The 19,973-nt window shown below is 72.1% G+C and carries 20 protein-coding genes; 12 read left to right on the top strand and 8 right to left on the bottom strand.

Going from position 1 to position 19,973, the window contains the following annotated elements:
- Window positions 1-22 precede the first annotated feature (22 nt).
- On the bottom strand, window positions 23-772 hold the full coding sequence (locus AB5L52_RS34165) for a GntR family transcriptional regulator (protein WP_351022149.1): 750 nt from the start codon (window positions 770-772) through the stop codon (window positions 23-25).
- A 45-nt stretch (window positions 773-817) separates the two neighbouring features.
- Complete coding sequence (hmgA, locus tag AB5L52_RS34170; protein WP_369367547.1) at window positions 818-2,164, bottom strand: homogentisate 1,2-dioxygenase; 1,347 nt, start codon at window positions 2,162-2,164, stop codon at window positions 818-820.
- A gap of 173 nt (window positions 2,165-2,337) precedes the next feature.
- On the opposite strand from hmgA, the gene AB5L52_RS34175 reads away from it, so the two are divergent.
- The 8 genes from AB5L52_RS34175 to AB5L52_RS34210 all read left to right on the top strand — a co-directional run bounded on the left by AB5L52_RS34175 (window position 2,338) and on the right by AB5L52_RS34210 (window position 11,941).
- The gene (locus tag AB5L52_RS34175) at window positions 2,338-2,907 is read left to right on the top strand and encodes a hypothetical protein (RefSeq protein WP_351022145.1); all 570 of its coding nucleotides are present in this window, start codon (window positions 2,338-2,340) and stop codon (window positions 2,905-2,907) included.
- Window positions 2,908-2,971: 64 nt separating this feature from the next.
- Window positions 2,972-3,592 carry a TetR family transcriptional regulator gene (locus AB5L52_RS34180; protein ID WP_369367548.1) on the top strand — a complete coding sequence of 207 codons (621 nt, stop codon included), beginning with the start codon at window positions 2,972-2,974 and terminating at the stop codon, window positions 3,590-3,592.
- 222 nt (window positions 3,593-3,814) lie between these two features.
- Entirely contained in the window at window positions 3,815-6,046 is a 2,232-nt protein-coding gene (locus AB5L52_RS34185; protein WP_369367549.1) for a molybdopterin oxidoreductase family protein, read from the top strand.
- A gap of 345 nt (window positions 6,047-6,391) precedes the next feature.
- Window positions 6,392-7,123, top strand: coding sequence for a hypothetical protein (locus AB5L52_RS34190; protein WP_351022137.1), 732 nt, complete (start codon window positions 6,392-6,394; stop codon window positions 7,121-7,123).
- Complete coding sequence (locus AB5L52_RS34195; protein ID WP_351567503.1) at window positions 7,110-7,796, top strand: class F sortase; 687 nt, start codon at window positions 7,110-7,112, stop codon at window positions 7,794-7,796. Before AB5L52_RS34190 ends, AB5L52_RS34195 begins: the two co-directional genes overlap by 14 nt.
- Window positions 7,797-7,979: 183 nt before the next feature.
- On the top strand, window positions 7,980-9,320 hold the full coding sequence (locus tag AB5L52_RS34200; RefSeq protein WP_351567500.1) for an ABC transporter ATP-binding protein: 1,341 nt from the start codon (window positions 7,980-7,982) through the stop codon (window positions 9,318-9,320).
- Window positions 9,321-9,454: 134 nt separating this feature from the next.
- Window positions 9,455-10,843, top strand: a complete 1,389-nt coding sequence (locus AB5L52_RS34205) for an aldehyde dehydrogenase family protein (RefSeq protein WP_351567497.1) — start codon at window positions 9,455-9,457, stop codon at window positions 10,841-10,843.
- A gap of 15 nt (window positions 10,844-10,858) precedes the next feature.
- Window positions 10,859-11,941 carry a Zn-dependent alcohol dehydrogenase gene (locus AB5L52_RS34210; RefSeq protein ID WP_369367550.1) on the top strand — a complete coding sequence of 361 codons (1,083 nt, stop codon included), beginning with the start codon at window positions 10,859-10,861 and terminating at the stop codon, window positions 11,939-11,941.
- A gap of 3 nt (window positions 11,942-11,944) precedes the next feature.
- Here the strand turns inward: AB5L52_RS34210 and AB5L52_RS34215 are convergent, their stop codons facing one another.
- The 3 genes from AB5L52_RS34215 to AB5L52_RS34225 all read right to left on the bottom strand — a co-directional run bounded on the left by AB5L52_RS34215 (window position 11,945) and on the right by AB5L52_RS34225 (window position 14,433).
- Entirely contained in the window at window positions 11,945-12,883 is a 939-nt protein-coding gene (locus AB5L52_RS34215; protein WP_351567494.1) for a DMT family transporter, read from the bottom strand.
- Window positions 12,884-13,030: 147 nt separating this feature from the next.
- A complete protein-coding gene (locus tag AB5L52_RS34220) occupies window positions 13,031-13,744 on the bottom strand; it encodes a winged helix-turn-helix domain-containing protein (RefSeq protein ID WP_351022122.1) in 714 nt (237 codons plus the stop codon).
- 41 nt (window positions 13,745-13,785) lie between these two features.
- Window positions 13,786-14,433 carry a TetR/AcrR family transcriptional regulator gene (locus AB5L52_RS34225; RefSeq protein ID WP_369367551.1) on the bottom strand — a complete coding sequence of 216 codons (648 nt, stop codon included), beginning with the start codon at window positions 14,431-14,433 and terminating at the stop codon, window positions 13,786-13,788.
- Window positions 14,434-14,523: 90 nt separating this feature from the next.
- Here AB5L52_RS34225 and AB5L52_RS34230 point away from each other — a divergent pair, with 90 nt between their 5' ends.
- The 3 genes from AB5L52_RS34230 to AB5L52_RS34240 all read left to right on the top strand — a co-directional run bounded on the left by AB5L52_RS34230 (window position 14,524) and on the right by AB5L52_RS34240 (window position 16,755).
- The gene (locus tag AB5L52_RS34230; protein ID WP_369369016.1) at window positions 14,524-15,675 is read left to right on the top strand and encodes an acyl-CoA dehydrogenase family protein; all 1,152 of its coding nucleotides are present in this window, start codon (window positions 14,524-14,526) and stop codon (window positions 15,673-15,675) included.
- Window positions 15,676-15,750: 75 nt separating this feature from the next.
- Window positions 15,751-16,038, top strand: coding sequence for a YiaA/YiaB family inner membrane protein (locus AB5L52_RS34235; RefSeq protein ID WP_351022116.1), 288 nt, complete (start codon window positions 15,751-15,753; stop codon window positions 16,036-16,038).
- A gap of 93 nt (window positions 16,039-16,131) precedes the next feature.
- Window positions 16,132-16,755, top strand: a complete 624-nt coding sequence (locus AB5L52_RS34240) for a TetR/AcrR family transcriptional regulator (RefSeq protein ID WP_351022114.1) — start codon at window positions 16,132-16,134, stop codon at window positions 16,753-16,755.
- A gap of 13 nt (window positions 16,756-16,768) precedes the next feature.
- Here AB5L52_RS34240 and AB5L52_RS34245 read toward each other — a convergent pair whose 3' ends face one another.
- The gene (locus AB5L52_RS34245; RefSeq protein WP_351022111.1) at window positions 16,769-17,230 is read right to left on the bottom strand and encodes a MaoC family dehydratase; all 462 of its coding nucleotides are present in this window, start codon (window positions 17,228-17,230) and stop codon (window positions 16,769-16,771) included.
- A gap of 105 nt (window positions 17,231-17,335) precedes the next feature.
- On the opposite strand from AB5L52_RS34245, the gene soxR reads away from it, so the two are divergent.
- Window positions 17,336-17,794, top strand: a complete 459-nt coding sequence (gene soxR / locus AB5L52_RS34250) for a redox-sensitive transcriptional activator SoxR (RefSeq protein WP_351567483.1) — start codon at window positions 17,336-17,338, stop codon at window positions 17,792-17,794.
- 62 nt (window positions 17,795-17,856) lie between these two features.
- Here soxR and AB5L52_RS34255 read toward each other — a convergent pair whose 3' ends face one another.
- Window positions 17,857-18,924, bottom strand: coding sequence for an RNA ligase (ATP) (locus AB5L52_RS34255; RefSeq protein ID WP_369367552.1), 1,068 nt, complete (start codon window positions 18,922-18,924; stop codon window positions 17,857-17,859).
- A 152-nt stretch (window positions 18,925-19,076) separates the two neighbouring features.
- Window positions 19,077-19,802, bottom strand: a complete 726-nt coding sequence (locus AB5L52_RS34260) for a 3-keto-5-aminohexanoate cleavage protein (protein ID WP_369367553.1) — start codon at window positions 19,800-19,802, stop codon at window positions 19,077-19,079.
- Between the last annotated feature and the right edge of the window lie 171 nt (window positions 19,803-19,973).

Below are 19,973 nucleotides of genomic sequence, written 5' to 3' on the forward strand. Positions count from 1 at the left end.
ACGACCTGACCGGGACGCGGTATCAGGTCGCCTCCAGGGTTACCGTGAACGAGAAGCGGTCCCCCCGGTAATGGATCACCGCCACATCCAGCACCCGGCCCTCGGTGTCGTAGGTGACGCCCGTGTAGTGCAGGATCGGGCTGAGCAGCGGCACCTGGAGGAGGCGGGCGGTCTCCGGGTCGGCGAGGCGGGCCTCCACAGTGTCCGTGATCCGGCTGATGTCCGCCTTGACGACGTCCCGCAGCACCTTGGTCATCGGCCAGCGGACCAGGTCGTCCGGATCGAGCCGCGCGGCGAGTTCGGGGCGGATGTGGTTGACGGCGTGGTTGGTCGGCTCGCCGGTCTTCTCGTCGTGGCGCAGGCGGTGGTACGCCGCCACGTGAGGGAGGCCGGGGAAGTACTCGGCGAGCCCGGCCGGCACGGGCACCGGGCCGTGGTCCAGCAGTTCGGTCGTCATCCCGGACTGCTGGGCCACGATCGCATCCACCGAGCCCAGCAGGCGCACGGGCGCCCCGCGCAGCACCCCGGGCTCGATGAACGTGCCGCGCCGCCGGTGCCGGCTGATCAGCCCCTCGTCCTCCAGCTCCTTCAGCGCCTGCCGCATCGTCAGCACGCTCACGCCGTAGTGCTCCGCCAGCTGCTCCTCCGTGGGCAGCCGCAGCGGGTCCTCGGGGGAGCGGCCGAGTATCGAGGCGCGCAGCGACTGCGACACCTGGTACCACAGCGGCAGCTTGCGGTTCAGGACGATCGAATCCGGAGCGAAGGAGGTCACGCGGCTATCCGTACCTGTCGATGAACATGCGGCGCAACAGAGGCGTCAGGCACGGAAATGACGCTGAAGCCCCTGCCACACGTCGTCGTAGCGCTGCTGGAGGTGGTCCGCGCCGGCCGCGTGCGGGGTGAGGGTCACCGGCCAGCGGGTCTCGAACATGAACGCCAGCCCGTCGTCGATCTTCTGTGGCTTCAGCTCCGCCGCGCTCGCCCTGTCGAAGGTCTCCCGGTCCGGCCCGTGCGCCGACATCATGTTGTGCAGCGAGCCGCCGCCCGGCACGAAGCCCTCCGCCTTGGCGTCGTACGCGCCCTCGATCAGGCCCATGTACTCGCTCATCACGTTCCGGTGGAAGTACGGCGGCCGGAACGTGTTCTCGCCCACCAGCCAGCGGGGGGCGAAGACGACGAAGTCGACGCCGGCCAGGCCCGGGGTGTCCGAGGGCGAGGTCAGCACCGTGAAGATCGACGGATCCGGGTGGTCGTACGAGATGGTGCCGATCACATTGAAACGGCGCAGGTCATAGACGTACGGCACATGGTTGCCGTGCCAGGCGACCACATCGAGCGGGGAGTGGTCGTACGTGGCCGTCCAGAGGTTGCCGCAGAACTTGTTCACCACCTCCACCGGGCCACTCACGTCCTCGTACGCAGCGACGGGTGCCCGGAAGTCCCGGGCGTTGGCAAGCCCGTTGGCGCCGATCGGGCCGAGATCGGGCAGCTGGAACGGCGCCCCATAGTTCTCGCACACATAGCCTCGGGCGGACTCGTCCAGGAGCAGCACACGGAAGCGCACCCCACGCGGAATCAACGCCACATGGGCGGGCTCCACAGGGAGCAGGCCGAACTCCGTGTGCAGCAGCAGTCCGCCGTGCTCCGGCACGATCAGCAGCTCGCCGTCGGCGTCGGAGAAGACGCGGTCCATCGAGGCGTTGGCGTGGTAGAGGTGCACCGCCATGCCGGTGCGCTGTCCGGCGTCGCCATTGCCGCCGAGCGTCCACAGCCCGCCCAGGAAGTCGGTGCCGGCCGGCGGCTCGGGCAGAGGGTTCCAGCGCAGCCGGTTGGGGTCGGGCACGGTCTCGGTGAACGGGGCCGTACGGATCGCGCCGTTGTCGGCTCGGGTGAACGCCGGGTGCGCGGCCGACGGGCGGATGCGGTAGAGCCAGGAGCGGCGGTTGTGCGCGCGTGGCTCGGTGAACGCCGAACCGCTCAGCTGCTCCGCGTACAGCCCGAGCGGGGCCCGCTGCGGCGAGTTGCGGCCCTCGGGCAGGGCGCCCTGCACCGCCTCCGAGGCGTGTTCATTGCCGAACCCGGTCAGATACGACAGTCCCGCGGCGGTCTTCCGCGCTCCCCCACGCTCGCATTCGCTCGCGCGGGAGGTACCCCCATCGCTCATGATCGCTCCCTTGCGCTCCTGAGGCACTCCTGATTCCTATGTATCACCGTAGGAATAGCTGGGGGAGTGCGCAAGGGGACCCCGAGTACTCCGTCCGGCGGACTGCGCGGGGTGGCCGGAACCAGACCTCAGACGGATTCGCGGGGCCGGAACGTTGTTCTACTCTCCCGGACATGCCCATGACGCCGTGGACCCGCAGGACGCTCGCCGCGCTCGCGGCATGCGTCCTGCTGCCGCTCGGCGCGGCGGGCTGCACGACCGGCCACGCCCACGGGGCCACGGTCTCGTCCTCGCCGGTCGGCAAGGTCCTGGACGACACCGACGAGACCGGCCGGCATCTGCGCGAGGTCGACAAGAAGAACGCGCCCGAGGTCGAAGTCGAGGTGACCCCGCACTTCGGCGGCGGCTGGGACGTCCGGCTGTCCTTCCGGAACTTCCGCTGCTCGGCCCCCGGCGCCGCCCCGACGGCGGTGACCGGGCGCGGGCTCGTGCACCTCCTCGTCGACGGCCACCCGGTCACCCGGCTGCGCACCCGCGCGTACCGCCTGCCCGACCGCCTCGTCCCGCACGGCACCCACCACGTCACCGCGCGCCTGTACGCCGACGACGGCACCGTGTGGGCCGTACGCGCCAAGCCGGTGCAGAGCACCGCCGACATCACGGTGTCCGACGCGGAGGCGGCCACGGACCGGCCCTCGACGTCCACCACGACCTCCACCACGACCGTGGTCGTCGGGAAATGAGTGCACCGCCCACTCTTCTCCGTACGGGAGGGCGAGGTTCACCGGACCCCGCCGGAGAGGCATCATGAAGTCCGTGCCCCATGCGACATCGCTCCGCCGTGCGCCCGTTCAGCGGCGCAGCGCCGAACGGCTGACCAGGATCCTCGACGCCTGCGCCGAACTCCTCGACGAGGTCGGCTACGACGCGCTGAGCACCCGCGCCGTCGCCCTGCGCGCCGGTGTCCCCATCGGCTCCGTCTACCGGTTCTTCGGCAACAAACGGCAGATGGCCGACGCCCTCGCCCAGCGCAACCTGGAGCGGTACACCGAGCGTGTCACCGAGCGGCTGGAGCAGGCACGCGGTGGGGGAGGCTGGCGGGCGGCGATGGATGCCGTCCTCGACGAGTACCTGACCATGAAGCGCACCGCGCCAGGCTTCTCCCTGGTCGACTTCGGCAACCAGATACCGGTCGGCGCCCGCCATGCCGGGCCCAACACCCGCGTCGCCGACCGGCTCACCAAGCTGCTCTCCGGCTACCTCGACCGCACACCCGACGACGAGCTGCGCCGGGTCTTCCTGGTCGCCGTGGAAACCGCGGACACCCTCGTCCAACTGGCCTTCCGGACCGACCCGGACGGGGACGAGGCGATCATCACCGAGACCCGGGAGCTGCTGCGGGCGTATCTGGGGCGCGTGCTCGACTGAACGGTCCCCGGCCCAATCCGACCGAACGGTCCCCGGCCGAACCCGACCGAACGGTCGCGCGGTCGAACTCCACGGAACGGTCCTCGGCCGAACTCGACCGAACGCTCACCCGGCCGAATCCGAAGAGTCACCCGAAGGACTCCCCTCCATGCATACCGGTCGGTATGCTCGCCCCGAGCCCCCGTGCTCACCCGGCATCGCCGCCGACCCCCGGGAGGACCCGTGTCCCGCACCGCCCTGCGAATCTGCCCCCTGTGCGAGGCCACCTGCGGGCTGACCCTCACCCTGGAAGGCACCCGTGTCACCGGCGCCCGCGGTGACCGCGAGGACGTCTTCAGCAAGGGCTTCATCTGCCCCAAGGGCGCCTCCTTCGGAGCCGTCGATTCCGACCCCGACCGGTTGCGCACCCCGCTCGTCCGCACGGACGGCGAGCTGCGCGAGGCCACCTGGGAGGAGGCCTTCGACGCGGTCGCCGCAGGGCTCCGCCCCGTCGTGGAGGGCCACGGCGCGGACTCCGTCGGCGTGGTCCTCGGCAACCCCAACGTGCACACCGTGGCCGGTGCCCTCTACCCGCCGGTCCTCCTCGCCGGCCTGCGCACCCGCAGCCTGTTCACCGCCTCCACGGTCGACCAGATGCCCAAGCACGTCTCCAGCGGGCTGCTCTTCGGCGACGCCAACGCCATCCCCGTGCCGGACCTGGACCACACCGGCCATCTGCTCCTCATCGGCGCCAACCCCCTGGAGTCCAACGGCAGTCTGTGCACCGCCCCCGACTTCCCCGGCAAGCTCAAGGCGCTCAAGGCCCGCGGCGGACACCTGACCGTGGTGGACCCGCGCCGCACCCGCACCGCGAAGCTCGCCGACCGGCACCTGGCCATCCGCCCCGGCACCGACGCCCTGCTGCTCGCGGCGATGGCCCACACCCTGTTCGCGGAGGACCTGACCGACCTCAAGGACCTCGCCCCGCATGTCCAGGGGCTCGACGAACTCCGGGAAGCCATACAGGACTTCACTCCCGAAGCCGTATCCGAGGCCTGTGACCTGGACGCCGGCCTCATCCGCACCCTCGCCCGCGAACTCGCCGCCGCCCCCACCGCCGCCGTCTACGCCCGCATCGGCAGCTGCACCGTCCCGCACGGCACCCTGGCCAGCTGGCTGGTCGACGTCCTGAACATCCTCACCGGCAACCTGGACCGGCCCGGCGGCGCCCTCTTCCCGCAGGCCGCCACCGACAGGACACCCCGCCCGGCCGGTCCCGGGCACGGCTTCGCGCTCGGCCGCTGGCACTCCCGGGTCCGCCAACTTCCCGAGGCGAAGGGCGAGTTGCCGCTGTCCGCGCTCGCCGAGGAGATCGACACCCCGACCGACGCGGGAGAAGCGGTACGCGCGCTGATCGCCGTCGCCGCCAACCCGGTGCTGTCCGCGCCCGACGGCGACCGCCTCGACAAGGCCCTGGACTCCCTGGACTTCATGGTCACCGTCGACCCGTACCTGAACGAGACCTCGCGCCACGCCGACGTCGTGCTGCCCCCGCCCCCGCCCTCCCAGAGCCCGCATCACGACTTCGCCTTCAACACCCTCGCCGTGCGCAACCAGGTCCGCTACACCCGCCCCGCCGTCCCGCTGGAGCCCGGCCGGATGGCCGAGAGCGAGATCCTCGCCCGGCTGATCCTCGCGGTCACCGGCATGCACGGCGCCGACCCGGCCGCCGTGGACGCCATGGTCGTCGACCAGGCTCTCGGCAAGGCCGTACAGGAGAAGCACTCCCCGGTGTACGGCCGTGACCCGCGCGAACTCGCCGCACAGCTCAGCGGCGAGACCGGTCCGGAGCGGCGCCTGGACCTGATGCTGCGCCTCGGCCCGTACGGCGACGGCTTCGGCGCCCGGCCGGACGGGCTGACCCTGGCCCGGCTGCTCGCTCACCCGCACGGCATCGATCTCGGCCCGCTGCGCCCGCGGCTGCCGCAGCCGCTGAAGACCCGCAGCGGCAAGGTCGAGCTGCTGCCCGGGCCGATCGCCGCCGATCTGCCCCGACTCCGCCGGTCCCTGCGGGAACGTCCCGCCGGACTGGTCCTCGTCGGCCGTCGCCATCTGCGCTCCAACAACAGCTGGATGCACAACGTGCCCGCCCTCACCGGCGGTTCCAACCGCTGCACCTTGCACATCCACCCCCAGGATGCGGCCCGGCTCGGCGTCCGGGACGGGGCGGACGTACGCGTGCGGGGCGCCGGGGGAGAGGTCGTGGCGCCCGCCGAGGTCACCGACGTCGTACGGCCCGGTGTGGTGAGCCTGCCGCACGGCTGGGGCCACGACCGCCCCGGCACCCGTCTCGGGCACGCCGCCGCGACTCCCGGAGTCAACGTCAACCAGCTCCTCGACGGCAGCCTGCTGGACCCGCTCTCGGGCAACGCGGTCCTCAACGGCATCCCCGTTCAGCTCACCGCAAGCCTGTGACCTGCCCTTTCGTGCCCGCGGCGGCCCTGTGCGCGGGCGTCGCGCCGCCCGTGCCGGTGTGGGTGCCGGGCGAGACGCCCACGGCGCTGGGCTTCTGCCTGCTGCGCCGTTCGTGATGCCCGGCGCGTTGCTGCTGCTGTCGTCGGTGGTCGGAATGCGCTCGCCGGGGCGGCCCGAGGGGGCCGGACGGGTGGCGGGGAAGCGGTCGTGGTGCTCGGGATTGCGCCGCACGGGCGATCTCTGACGGCGCGCCGGGCGTCGTTGCCGCGGGTCGAGGCCTCTATCGCGCAGAGTTCAGGCGAAAGAGCGATTTGTATGAAAATCGTCTGACTCGGAGGATTGCTCATGGCCACCCCGACACTCCCACGTCCTCTCCGTCCCCTCGGTACCCGAGCAGGCGCCACTGTCGTCCTCACCGCTCTCGCCGCGGTGGGTGCCTCGTGGGTGGCGGCGCCGAACGCGGCGGCTCAGGGGGAGAACGGCGACATCAGGGTGCACAGCGTCGGTGTGCCCTACGGTGTGACGAAGGACGAGCCGACGGTCTGCAAGTTCTATCTCGATGCCGTCAACTTCGACATCCTGCCCAATATCGCCTACATCATCCAAGCCCAGCCCCCGCTGCCCAGCGCTGCCACCGTCACCGGCATCATCCAGCTCGCCGGCGGCGCCGGACACACCGACGCGATCGGTCTGACCGACGGTCAGTACAAGCTCACCTGGGTCGCGGCGGGTGCCGTCAAGGAGAAGCTCTTCCGCGTCAACTGCCACGACGGCCGGCACGAGCATGAACACGAGCACGAGCATGAAGGGGGCAACGGTCCGAACGGGCCGATCGAGGACCACCAGGACCACCGCGGGGACCACGACCGCGACCACGACCGGCAGGAAGGCCCGGGCTGGGGCGGAAGAGACAACAACGATCCCCCGAGAGGCGGTGTGCACGCGGGCGGGGGCGGGCTCATCGACACAGCCGCCGCATACGCGCCGGTGACCGCCGCGGGTGCCGTGGGCCTGATCGCACTCGGCGGCGCCGTGTACATCCGGCGCAGCCGCCGACGGCCTCATGGCGTCGCGTAGGCGCAGACGCAGGCCCTGGTACCGGACCCGTGCCTACCGCCTCACCAGGACGGCCCTGCTGGTGACCGTCCTGGTGACGGCGGGGCACCGGTGCGGGGTCGGGCACATCGGGCCTGGCCGGGCGGGCGACCCGGACGCGGTGACGGCCGCCGGCGGAGGCGGCGCGAGTGAGGACAAGCCCTGCGAGCCCCCGGCCGGGCCCCCGCCCCGCACGCTGCCCCGGTCCCGGCCGACGTCCTTCCGTATCCCCTCCCTGGGCGTCGACGCCCCGATCGCGGCCCTCGGGCTCGACAGCCAACGGCAGTTGGAGACCCCGCCCGTGGACAGGGCCAGGCTGGTCGGCTGGTACGAGGGCGGCCCCACGCCGGGCGAGTCCGGCACCGCGATCGCCGTCGGCCACCGCGACACCCTGACCGGCCCGGCCGTCTTCGCCGGGCTCGCTCAGGTCAAACCCTGCAAGCTCATCGAGGTCGAGCGCGCCGACGGCCGCACCGCCGTCTACACCGTGGACCGGATGAAGGTGTACGACAAGGCGGGCTTCCCGGACAAGGAGGTCTACGGCCCGGCTCGGCGACCGGAACTGCGCGTGCTGACCTGCGGCGGCCTCTACAGCCGGCGCACGGGCTACACCAGCAACGTGGTGGTCTTCGCCCACCTGACCGCGACCAAGTGACGGACGGCCCGCGACCACGTGACGGGACGAGCCGCGACCAAGTGGCGGGACAGGCCGTGCCATCTCTTCCCTGGGCCCGCCACAGTCCGTTAACTTCCGTGACGCACAGGCCCCGTTCGACCCGCGCGGGGTCTTCGGCCCACGGAGCGGCGGCGCTCCGGACAGCCCCCGGGGGCAGCAGCCATGACACGCGCCATCGCACTGCACGACGTGAGCAAGTCCTACGCACGCGGCCCGCGCGTGGTCGACCGGCTCTCGCTGGACATCGCACCCGGCGAGTTCCTCGTGCTGCTCGGCCCGTCCGGCTGCGGCAAGTCCACCGTGCTGCGGATGATCGCCGGCCTGGAGGAGATCGACGAGGGCGAGCTGCTGCTCGACGGCGAGTACGCCAACGACTGGCAGCCCGCCGAGCGGCATCTCGCCATGGTCTTCCAGAACTTCGCCCTCTATCCGAGCATGACCAACCGCGACAACATCGGCTTCCCGCTGCGCATCGAGGACCCCGGCGCCGACCCCGCCCCGCGGGTCACCGCCACCGCGCGCATGCTCGGGATCGAGGACCTGCTCGACCGGTTCCCGAGCCAGCTGTCCGGCGGCGAGCGGCAGCGGGTGGCGATGGGGCGGGCCATCGCCCGCCACCCGTCGGCGTTCCTGATGGACGAGCCGCTGTCCAATCTCGACGCCAAGCTGCGCAACCGTCTGCGCGCCGAAATATCCCAGCTCACCCGCGAGTTGGGGGCCACCACGGTGTACGTCACCCACGACCAGGCCGAGGCGATGTCCCTCGGCGACCGGGTGGCCGTGCTACGCGGGGGAGTGCTCCAGCAGGTCGGCACCCCGCGCGAGGTCTACGCGCTGCCCCGCAATGTCTTCATCGCCGCCTTCATCGGCATCCCGCGCATCAACCTGCTGTGCGGCCTGATCCGCGCCCCGCTGGACGGCGCCATGACCATCAGCCTGGGCAAGCAGGCACTGCCGCTGCCCGAACCCCTGTGCCTGGACCACCAGTTACTGCGCGTGCACCAGGGCCGCGAGGTGATCGTGGGACTGCGCTCGGAGGCGGTCCGCATCGCCCAGCACAGTTCGGCCCGGCCGGGCGAGGTGGCGATCACCGGGCTGGTCGAGCACGTGGAGTTCCAGGGGCACGAGATCCTCGTCCACTTCACCACCGGCTCCAGGCCCGCCGTCGTACCCGAACTGGAGGCCCCGCGCCCGGTGGACCGGCCGGCGCGCCGGCGGCGCAGGGAGAGCCCGACCGTGCTGGACCGGCTGCGGGAGCGGGCCGGTGGGTGGCGCGCCGGGCCGGTGGTGGTGCTCGAACACCCCGCGGACGCCGAACCCGGGCGCACGCCCCTGGAGGGCCGGCTTCCCGGCGACCTGGTGGTCCGCACCACCCCCGACCTCCGGCTGCGCCACGGTATGCAGGTCCCGCTCCTCGTCGACCTCGCCCATCTCTTCGTCTTCGACCAGCAGGGCGACCGTATCTGCCCGTCCCCCGACCGGCTGCCCGACCTGGACGAGTGAGCGCCGGCCCGCCCGGCGATGATGGCCGGGAACGTCTGCCACGGTCGGGCGACGTCCGGCCACGTCTGGCGCCGAAAAACTATCGCCGCTAGTTTGTGTGCCGGACGACGCGGACCCCGCCGGGAGGAAGCAGCATGAAGGCACACGACGACCTGTACATCGACGGCGCCTGGCGCCCCGCCACGAGCACGGACGCCATCGAGGTCGTGAACCCGGCCGACGAGCAGATCATCGCCCGCGTCCCGGCGGCCGGCCCCCTGGACGTCGACACCGCCGTCCGTGCGGCCCGCGCCGCCCTGCCCGCCTGGGCAGCCACTCCGCCCGCCGAACGAGCGGCCCGCCTGGCCGCCCTCCGGGACGTCCTCGTGACCCGCAAGGACGAGATCGCCGAGACGGTCACCGCCGAACTGGGCGCCCCGCTCCCGTTCTCCCAGGCCGTGCACGCGGCCGTGCCCATCGCGGTTGCCGGCTCCTACGCCGAGCTGGCCGCGACCCACTCCTTCGAGGAGAAGGTCGGCAACTCCACCGTCCTGCACGAGCCGATCGGCGTGGTCGGCGCGATCACCCCCTGGAACTACCCCCTCCACCAGATCGTCGCCAAGGTCGCCCCGGCGCTCGCCGCGGGCTGCACGGTCGTCCTCAAGCCCGCCGAGGACACCCCGCTCACCGCCCAGCTGTTCGCCGAGGCCGTCCACGAGGCGGGCGTACCGGCCGGTGTGTTCAACCTGGTCACCGGCCTCGGCCCGGTCGCCGGGCAGGCGCTCGCCGAGCACCCCGGCGTGGACCTCGTCTCCTTCACCGGCTCCACGGCGGTCGGCAGGCAGATCGGCGCGGTGGCCGGCGCGGCCGTCAAGAAGGTGGCCCTCGAACTCGGCGGCAAGTCCGCCAACGTGATCCTGCCGAGCGCCGACCTCGCCAAGGCGGTCAACGTCGGTGTCGCCAACGTGATGTCCAACTCCGGCCAGACGTGCAGCGCCTGGACCCGCATGCTGGTCCACCGCGACCGGTACGACGAGGCCGTCGAGCTGGCCCGGACGGCCGCCGCCAAGTACGGCGACCGCATCGGCCCGGTGGTCAGCGCCAAGCAGCAGGCCCGGGTGCGCGGCTACATCGAGAAGGGCATCGCCGAGGGCGCCCGCCTGGTCGCGGGCGGCCCCGAGTCCCCGCACGAGAAGGGCTACTTCATCAGCCCGACCGTCTTCGCCGACGTGACACCCGGGATGACCATCGCCCAGGAGGAGATCTTCGGCCCGGTCCTCACGATCCTGCCCTACGACGACGAGGAGGACGCCCTGCGCATCGCCAACGGCACGGTGTACGGCCTCGCCGGTGCCGTCTGGGCCGCCGACGAGGCCGAGGCCGTCGCCTTCGCACGCCGCATGGACACCGGCCAGGTGGACATCAACGGCGGCCGGTTCAACCCCCTCGCCCCCTTCGGCGGCTACAAGCAGTCCGGGGTCGGCCGGGAACTCGGCGCACACGGACTCGCCGAGTACCTCCAGACCAAGTCCCTCCAGTTCTAAGGAAGTACGCGACCCATGGCCGTACGAGCCGCCGTCCTGCCCGCCATCGGCGCCCCCCTGGAGATCACCGGGATCGAGCTGCCCGACCCGGGCCCCGGCCAGGTCCGGGTCCGCCTCGCCGCGGCCGGTGTCTGCCACTCCGACCTGTCCCTGTCCGACGGCACCATGCGCGTCCCGGTCCCGGCTGTCCTCGGCCACGAGGGCGCCGGCACGGTCGTGGCCGTGGGCGAGGGCGTCACCCACGTCGCCGAAGGCAGTCCCGTCGTCCTCAACTGGGCTCCGTCCTGCGGCAGTTGCCACGCATGCGCGCTCGGCGAGGTCTGGCTGTGCGCCAACGCGCTGGGCGGCGCCGCCGACGTCTACGCCCGTACCACCGACGGCACCGACCTGCACCCCGGCCTGAACGTGGCCGCGTTCGCCGAGGAGACGGTGGTGGCGGCATCCTGCGTGCTGCCTCTCCCGGAGGGGGTACCGCTGGTGGACGCCGCCCTCCTCGGCTGCGCCGTCCTCACCGGCTACGGCGCCGTCCACCACTCGGCGAAGGTCCGCCGGGGCGAGACGGTGGCCGTCTTCGGTGCCGGCGGAGTCGGCCTCGCCACCCTCCAGTCGGCCCGGATCGCGGGAGCGTCCCGGATCATCGCCGTGGACGTGTCGCCGGAGAAGGAGGAGCTGGCAAGGACGGCGGGCGCGACCGACTACGTCCTCGCCTCCGACACCACCCCCCGGGAGATCCGCGCCCTCACCGGCAAGCAGGGCGTCGACGTCTCGATCGAGTGCGTGGGCCGCGCGGTCAGCATCCGCGCGGCCTGGGACTCCACCCGCAGGGGCGGCCGTACGACGGTCGTCGGCATCGGCGGCAAGGACCAGGAGGTCACCTTCAACGCCCTGGAGATCTTCCACTGGGGCCGCACCCTGTCCGGCTGCGTCTACGGCAACACCGACCCGGCCCGCGATGTGCCGGTGCTCGCCGAGCACGTGCGGGAAGGCCGCCTCGACCTCTCCGCGCTCGTCACCGAACGGATCGCCCTCGAAGGCATTCCGGCCGCCTTCGAGAACATGCTCGCCGGCAAGGGCGGCCGCGCGCTGGTGGTGTTCTGAGGCTCAGCCGACCTTCTCGGGTCGCGGCTCCTCCCCGGCCGCGACCCGAACGGCCCGGCCCCCGCGCGCCCGGGACCGCGACACCGCCACACCGGCCAGACACAGCACACCGCCGGCCAGGGTGAGCACGCCCGGCACCTCGCCGAGCACCAGCCACGACATCAGCACCACCAGCGCGGGCACGGCGTACGTCGTCGCGCCCATCCGGCTCGCCGTCGTGCGGGCCAGGGCGTAGGCCCAGGTCGTGAAGGCGAGCGCGGTCGGAAAGACGCCCAGATAGACCATGCCCAGGGTCGCCGGCAGGGGTGCGCGGGCGACCTCGTGCGCCAGCTGCCCGGCGAACGGCAGACAGACCACGGCGCCGACCAGACACCCGAACGTCGTCACTTGGAGGACACTCGCATGCCCGAGGGCCGGCTTCTGCGCGACGACCCCGGCGGCGTACGCCACCGCGGCGAGCAGACACAGGACCACGCCGAGCACGGAGCTGCCCCCGCCACCGGACATCGACAGCCCGACGGTCACCGCACCGGCGAACGACACGGCCATGCCCGCCAGCAGCCGCGGCGGCATCGGATCACCGAGGAACCGGGCGCTGAGCAGGGCGAGCAGCAGCGGGCCGACGTTCACGACGAGGGCCGCGGTGCCGGCATCCACCTGCTGCTCGCCCCAGTTCAGGACGACCATGTAGAACCCGAACCACAGCACCCCGGACAGCAGAATTCCGCGCCAGGCGGCCCGCGGCGGCAGTCCTTCCCGGCGCACGGCCCAGATGACGCCCAGCGCGAGGGCCCCCGACGCCAGCCGCCCGAGGGCCAGCGCGCCGGGTGAGTACTCCTGCCCCGCACTCCGGATCGCCACGAAGGCCGACGCCCAGAGGACGACGGTGACGACGGCCGCGCCGGCGGGCAGCAGGCGTTGGCGTGGGTCGGCGTTCATCATGCTCCCGAGGCTAGGCACTGGTCATGGTCCGGGCTGGCGGAAATCGGACGGCGCGGTGAGTACCTGAGGGGCGCGGGGAACTGCGCGACCAGCCACCGCGCACCCGCACCCGGCACACCACACAACCCCCCACCCCCGGAGCCGAATTCAACGCAAGGCAGCAGGAGAAATACCCAGCAGCGCCGCCAGCTCCCGCTCCCCCGACGGAGTCACCTTCACCGCCCGCTCCGAGCCGATCCGGACACACCACCCCGCATCCAGCACATGCCGGCACAGCGCGGCCCCCGCCGCCCCTGCGAGATGGGGCCGCCGCTCGGTCCAGTCCAGGCACCCCCGGACCAGCGGACGCCGACCCGAGACGTCCAGCGCGATACCCGCCGCCCCGAACCACTCCACCCCCGCATCGGTCAGCGCGAACCCCGTGTCCTGCCGCAACAGCCCCCGGAGGGTCAGCGCGTCCGTGACCGCCATGCCGAGCCGCCCGGCGAGATGGTCGTAACAGGTACGCCCCCGCGCCATCGCGGACCCGGCACTCGACTCCCGCAGCGTCCGGGGAGTCCGCCGTACGGCTGCCGGAGGCACCTGTGCCGCGAGCTCCTCGACGAGCCCCGCAGCGCGCGCGTCCACCAGCCGTACATACCGGTGCCGCCCCTGCCGTTCCTCCGCGAGCAGGCCCCCGGCCACCAGCTTGCCCAGGTGCTCGCTGAGCGTCGACGCCGCGACCCCGGCATGCCGGGCCAGCTCACCCGCGGTCCAGGCCCGCCCGTCGAGCAGCGCCAGCAGACAAGCGGCCCGCGTCTCGTCGGCGAGCAGCGAGGCGAGCGCGGCGAGACCGGCGGCCCGGGAGTCCTTGGCGGTCATGGGTCCCAGCATGCGGCACGGACTCTTCGGCCCCCACCGAATTATCGCTGCGCGCTCCGCCGTACCTGTTCGTACTGCTGCGCCAGGCCGTCCAGGAGTGCCGTCAGCCCCGTCTCGAAGGCCCGCTCGTCGATCTTCTCCTGCTGCTCGGCGAGCAGATGAGCCTGGCCGAGGTGGGGATAGTCGGCGGGGTCGTACGCGCTCTCGTCGTCGACGAAGCCACCGGCGAACGAACCGAGCGCGGAGCCCATGATGAAGTACCGCATCAGCGCGCCGATGGAGGTCGCCTGGGCGGGTGGCCAGCCGGCTTCGACCATCGCGCCGTACACGGCGTCGGCCAGGCGCAGTGCGGCCGGCCGGCGCCCCGGACCCCTGGCCAGCACCGGGACGATGTTCGGGTGGTCGCGCAGGGCGGTCCGGTAGGAGACGGCCCAGTCGTGCAGCGCGGTCCGCCAGTCGCGGCCGTCCTCGAACATCGACAGATCGACCAGACCGCTCACCGAGTCGGCGACCACCTCCAGGATCTCGTCCTTGGTGCGGAAGTGGTTGTAGAGCGAGGGCCCGCTCACCCCCAGCTCGGCGGCGAGCCGGCGGGTGGACACGGCCGCCAGGCCCTCCCGGTCCACGAGTTCCCGGGCCGTCTCGACGATCCGGTCGGTGTTGAGGAGGGGCTTGCGCGGTCGGGCCATGGCGCACATAGTAGGGCTGCGAACAGAAACTAGCAGTGCTAATTTAAATGTACGGCTTTCAAGCTACATCCGGTGTGGGGTGATCGCGTGGTGAACCTGGAGCTGAGCGAGGAGCAAGCCGCCGTACGGCAGCTCGCCCGGGACTTCGTGGAGCGCGAGATCGCCCCGCACGTCGTGGCGTGGGACCGGGGCGAGGAGGTCGACCGGGGGCTGGTGAAGAAGCTCGGCGAGGTCGGCTTCCTGGGGCTGACCGTTGCCGAGGAGTACGGCGGATCCGGCGGCGACCATCTCGCGTACTGCCTGGTCACCGAGGAGCTCGGGCGCGGTGACTCCTCCGTCCGCGGCATCGTCTCCGTGTCCCTCGGGCTCGTCGCCAAGACGATCGCCGCCTGGGGCGACGAGGAGCAGAAGCGGCGCTGGCTGCCGGGGCTGACCGCGGGCGAGTACGTCGGCTGCTTCGGCCTGACCGAGCCCGGCACCGGCTCCGACGCGGGCAACCTCACCGCCCGGGCCGTACGCGACGGCGACGACTACGTCATCAACGGCACCAAGATGTTCATCACGAACGGGACCTGGGCGGACGTCGTCCTGCTCTTCGCCCGCTCCACCGACGCCCCCGGCCACAAGGGCGTCAGCGCCTTCCTCGTGCCCACCGACACCCCCGGCCTGACCCGCCGCACCATCCACGGCAAGCTCGGCCTGCGCGGCCAGGCCACCGCCGAGCTGGTCCTGGAGGACGTGCGGGTGCCCGCCACGGCGATGCTGGGGGAGGAGGGCAAAGGGTTCTCCGTCGCCATGTCGGCGCTCGCCAAGGGGCGGATGTCGGTGGCCGCGGGCTGCGTCGGCATCGCCCAGGCCGCGCTGGACGCCGCCGTGCGGTACGCCGGTGAGCGCGAGCAGTTCGGCAAGCCGATCGCCCGGCACCAGCTGGTGCAGGAGCTGATCAGCGACATCGCCGTCGACGTGGACGCCGCCCGGCTGCTCACCTGGCGGGTCGCCGATCTGATCGACCGGGGGCGGCCGTTCGCCGTCGAGTCCTCCAAGGCCAAGCTCTTCGCCTCCGAGGCCGCCGTCCGCGCCGCCAACAATGCCCTGCAGGTCTTCGGCGGCTACGGCTACATCGACGAGTACCCGGCCGGCAAACTCCTGCGCGACGCCCGTGTGATGACCCTCTATGAGGGCACCAGCCAGATCCAGAAGCTGCTCATCGGGCGCTCCCTGACCGGGATTTCGGCGTTCTGAGCACCTGTCCGGCTGAGTACCGGTCTGAGTACCTCGGCGGATGTGGTGCGAGCCACATTCAACGATGCTCTCCCCATGAGTGACACACCGGTCAAGCAGCAGGGCACGGCCGCCTTCTACGGCCAGGCCGTCGCCTCCTTCTCCATCGCCATGGCGGCCACGGCCGTCGGCATCTACCAGCTCGACACCGACGCCTGGGTCCGGGCCTTCCTCGCGATCGCGGTCCTCTACCTCGTCACCTCCGCCTTCACCCTGGCCAAGGTGGTCAGGGACCGGCAGGAGGCGGGGCAGATCGTGAGCCGGGTCGACCAGGCGCGGCTGGAGAAGCTCCTCGCCGAGCACGACCCCTTCGAGAAGATCTGAGTCCCTCCGGAAAGACCCGGGCAGGCGCTCTAAGCGCTCGCTCACCTTCGGCGGTATGGTGGTGCTCCTGTCACGGAGAGGGGCCAGCGAGCGATGAGTACGGCGGAGGAGACGACCGGCGGCGAAGTGGAGCCGTGGGAAGAGGTCACCCCTGAAGCGGCCCGGCGGCTGCTCGTCGCCGCCGTGGAGGCCTTCGCCGAGCGCGGCTACCACGCGACGACCACCCGCGACATCGCCGGCCGCGCCGGCATGAGCCCGGCCGCGCTCTACATCCACTACAAGACCAAGGAAGAGCTGCTCCACCGGATCAGCCGCATCGGTCACGACAGGGCCCTCGACATCCTGCGCACGGCGGCGGGGCGCGAGGGCACGGCGAAGGAACGGCTCGCCGACGCGGTCAGCTCCTTCGTCCGCTGGCACGCGGGGCGCCGCACCACCGCGCGGGTCGTGCAGTACGAACTCGACGCCCTCGGCCCCGAGGCCCGTGCCGAGATCGTCGCGCTGCGCCGCCAGGTCGACGCCGAGGTGCGCGGGATCATCGAGGACGGCGTGGCCGCGGGTGAGTTCGACGTACCGGATGTCCACGGCACCACCCTCGCCGTGCTGTCGCTGTGCATCGACGTGGCCCGCTGGTTCACCGTGAACGGTCCGCGCACCCCCGAGGAGGTCGGCGCGCTCTACGCCGACCTCGTGCTCCGGATGGTCGGGGCGAAGTGATCCGCCCCCGGTCTCACAGGTAGTACCGGGACACCGACTCCGCGACGCAGACCGGCTTGTCGCCGCCCTCGCGCTCCACGCTGAAGGCGACGGTCACCTGGACGCCGCCGGTGACGTCCTCGACGCCGGTGATCTGCGCGGTGGCGCGCAGCCGCGAACCCACGGGGACGGGGGCGGGGAAGCGGACCTTGTTCGTGCCGTAGTTCACGCCCATCTTCACGCCCTCGACCCGGATGAGCTGCGGGCCGAAGAGCGGGAGCAGGGACAGGGTGAGATAGCCGTGCGCGATGGTGGTCTTGAAGGGCCCCGCCGCCGCTTTCTCCGGGTCCACATGGATCCACTGGTGGTCGCCGGTGGCCTCGGCGAACAGATCGATGCGCTTCTGGTCGACCTCCAGCCAGTCGGTGTACCCCAGCTGCTCGCCGACGGCCGCCTTCAGCTCGTCGGGGGAGGTGAAGGTCCTCGGTTCTGCCATGATCCCGGCCTCTCGCTCGCGTCTCTAAGCAACTGCTTAGCATGGTCGGGTGCGGGGCGCCTGTCAACGGACTGCGGCCGGCGTCGGGCGACTACGCTCTGGGGAGTGCCCCAGATTCCTGAGAAGATCCACGAGCTGAGCGTCGGCCAGTTGTCCGCGCGCAGCGGCGCCGCCGTCTCCGCCCTGCACTTCTACGAGTCCAAGGGCCTGATCAGCAGCCGCCGCACGTCCGGCAACCAGCGACGCTACAGCCGTGACACCCTGCGGCGGGTCGCGTTCGTCCGCGCGGCGCAGCGGGTGGGCATCCCGCTGGCCACGATCCGGGACGCCCTCGCGGAACTGCCGGAGGAACGGACGCCGACGCGGGAGGACTGGGCGCGGCTGTCCGAGACATGGCGCTCGGAGCTCGACGAACGCATCAAGCAGCTGAACCGTTTGCGCGACCATCTGACCGACTGCATCGGCTGCGGCTGCCTGTCCCTGGAGAACTGCGTCCTGTCCAACCCGGACGACGTGTTCGGCGAACGGCTCACCGGGTCCCGGCTGTTGGCAGAGAAGCGCTGAGTCCCGGCTCCTCGCCGGCGCCGGTGAGCGACCCACCGCGACCCGCCCCGGCGGGCGGCGCCTCACTCGTACTCGGTGCCGCCCTTACGCGTCAGGTACGCCGGGCTCACTGCCTTGGCGATGGCCCGGCCCCCGGTGACCGTGCTGTACCGCTCGACCGCAGGCCGTATGACCACGCCCTCCCGCAGATGCAGCCCCCGCCCGGACACCGTCTCCCGTCCGCTCGCGAACTCCAGCACCCGCTCGATGTCGTACGGCCCCGCGTACAGCCGGGGCACCACCGGCAGCTTTCCCTCCAGCAACTCGGCCGCGTCCAGCCACCGCACGGCCCCGTCCACCTCCGCCGAGACGTCGAACGCCGCGTACCCCAGCGTCTCCCGCCGTCCGTCGGCGCCGTACGACAGATCCTGCACCCCCGCGCCGAACACCTCCCCGAAGATGCCGACCCGCGTCGCGCCCAGCCGCTCGCACAGCCCCGCCGCCGCCTCGGCGACGCCATGCCCGCGCACCGCCCGCCAGTACAGGTTCCGCGGATCCTCCTGCAGCGCCAGGGACTTGGCGCCGAAGCCCTTGGAGGACACGTACACCCGTCCCTCGTCGGCGACATACGTCAGCAGGCAGGCCGAGCCGTGCAGCTTCTCCGTCAGGACGACCGGCTCGCCCGGCGTGAAGATGTCCGGGTACCGCTGGATGTTCTCGATGTCGACCCACGGCAGCAGTTCGGGCGCGGACTCCACGTCGCCGTTCATGGTCGGCGGGATCGGCGGCACCCACTTGGTGATGCCCAGCCGCTCGGCGAAGTCCGTGCCCTCGGCCGCCGCCCGCGCCAGATCGACGTCCGCCAGCTCCTTCGGCCGGCACACGATGCCCTGCGACAGCTCGCCCCGCAGCCGTACCGCCTTGACCCGGTTGGCCGCGCCGCCGGCCAGTCGTCCGGTCAGCCCCAGCTCCTCGATCAGGCCGGGCGGGAGCACGGACTGCTCGGGGATGTAGACGGCGGCCTCACCGGTGCGGTATGCGCCCTTGGCGACGACGGCTCGGTACAGGCCCACCTGGGCCAGTTCGAGCGCATCGGCGTTCGGATGCTCATGGACGGTCAGCACTTCGGCGGTGACGCGCAGCGTCGACATCGCGACTCCTCGGGTGTGCGGGCACATCGATGCCCGTCAGATGTGATTCATCGCCTCCCACTGTCCGCAGGACAAAGGGGTGGAGCGACCGGATTCGGCTCTGCTAGCGTCACGCCCTCGGCCGGCGGCAAGCCCGGCTCGTCGTACCTGCCCTACGACGAGCGCGGCCAAGACCCGTACTGGACCAGCCCCTCGGCCACCAACTGAGCGTTGTCGGACGCCCGTTGGCCGTCCGGCAGCAGCAGGGTGTCCTCCAGTCCGATCCGGGTCTCGCAGCCCAGTCGGCCGGCCAGCCGCAGCACCGGCCAGGTGCCGCCGTCCTCGCCGTGCAGCAGGACCGGCCGTGCGCACGCCTCGCCCAGGTCGGCCAGCAGGGCCCGCGCCGTGGCCGCGGCGGTCGCCGGGTCCGGGTCGGTCACCTCCGCCAGCACGCGCAGCACCCTCGGCCCGAGGGGCGAGGCCGCGAACCGGGCCGCGCCGTCGGTCCCGGACCAGATGCCCGCCTCGACGCCCACGCCCATGGCCAGCAGCTGCTCGGCGACCGCTTCGGCGCCCGGCTCATGCCAGTTGACCGAGGCGAAGTCGGGCAGCACCGACCAACTGCGCACCCGCGCGAGCCGCGCCGCCGGATCGGGCTCCGCCCAGGCGCCGGTCGTCACCCCGACCGACACCGACACCCGCGCACGGATCGCCTCCAGCGTCGGCGCGAGGACGCGCGGGGAGAGGCTGTCGTGCCCGCACGGTGTCTTCGGGTGGACGTGCACCGCCGTGGCCCCGGCGGCGACCGCCTTCGCGGCGGAACGGGCCAGGTCCTCGGGTGACATCGGCACGGTGGCGCTGTCCGCCGGGGATCGGCGGCCGTTCAGGCAAACCTGCACAGTGCTCCCCTTTGCAGTGCCGTATGGCGCAGTGCCGAGATGGGTCGTCGGTCGGCTGCGGCACCGTCGTGGCTGGTCGCGCCCACGCGGCGGAGCCGCATAGCGATACAGCCCCGCGCCCCTTGGGGGCTGCCCAGCCCCCGCTGAAAAGTCGCCCCGAGTCGACAGGGG

The organism is Streptomyces sp. CG4, assembly GCF_041080655.1.
Classification (GTDB): Bacteria; Actinomycetota; Actinomycetes; order Streptomycetales; family Streptomycetaceae; genus Streptomyces.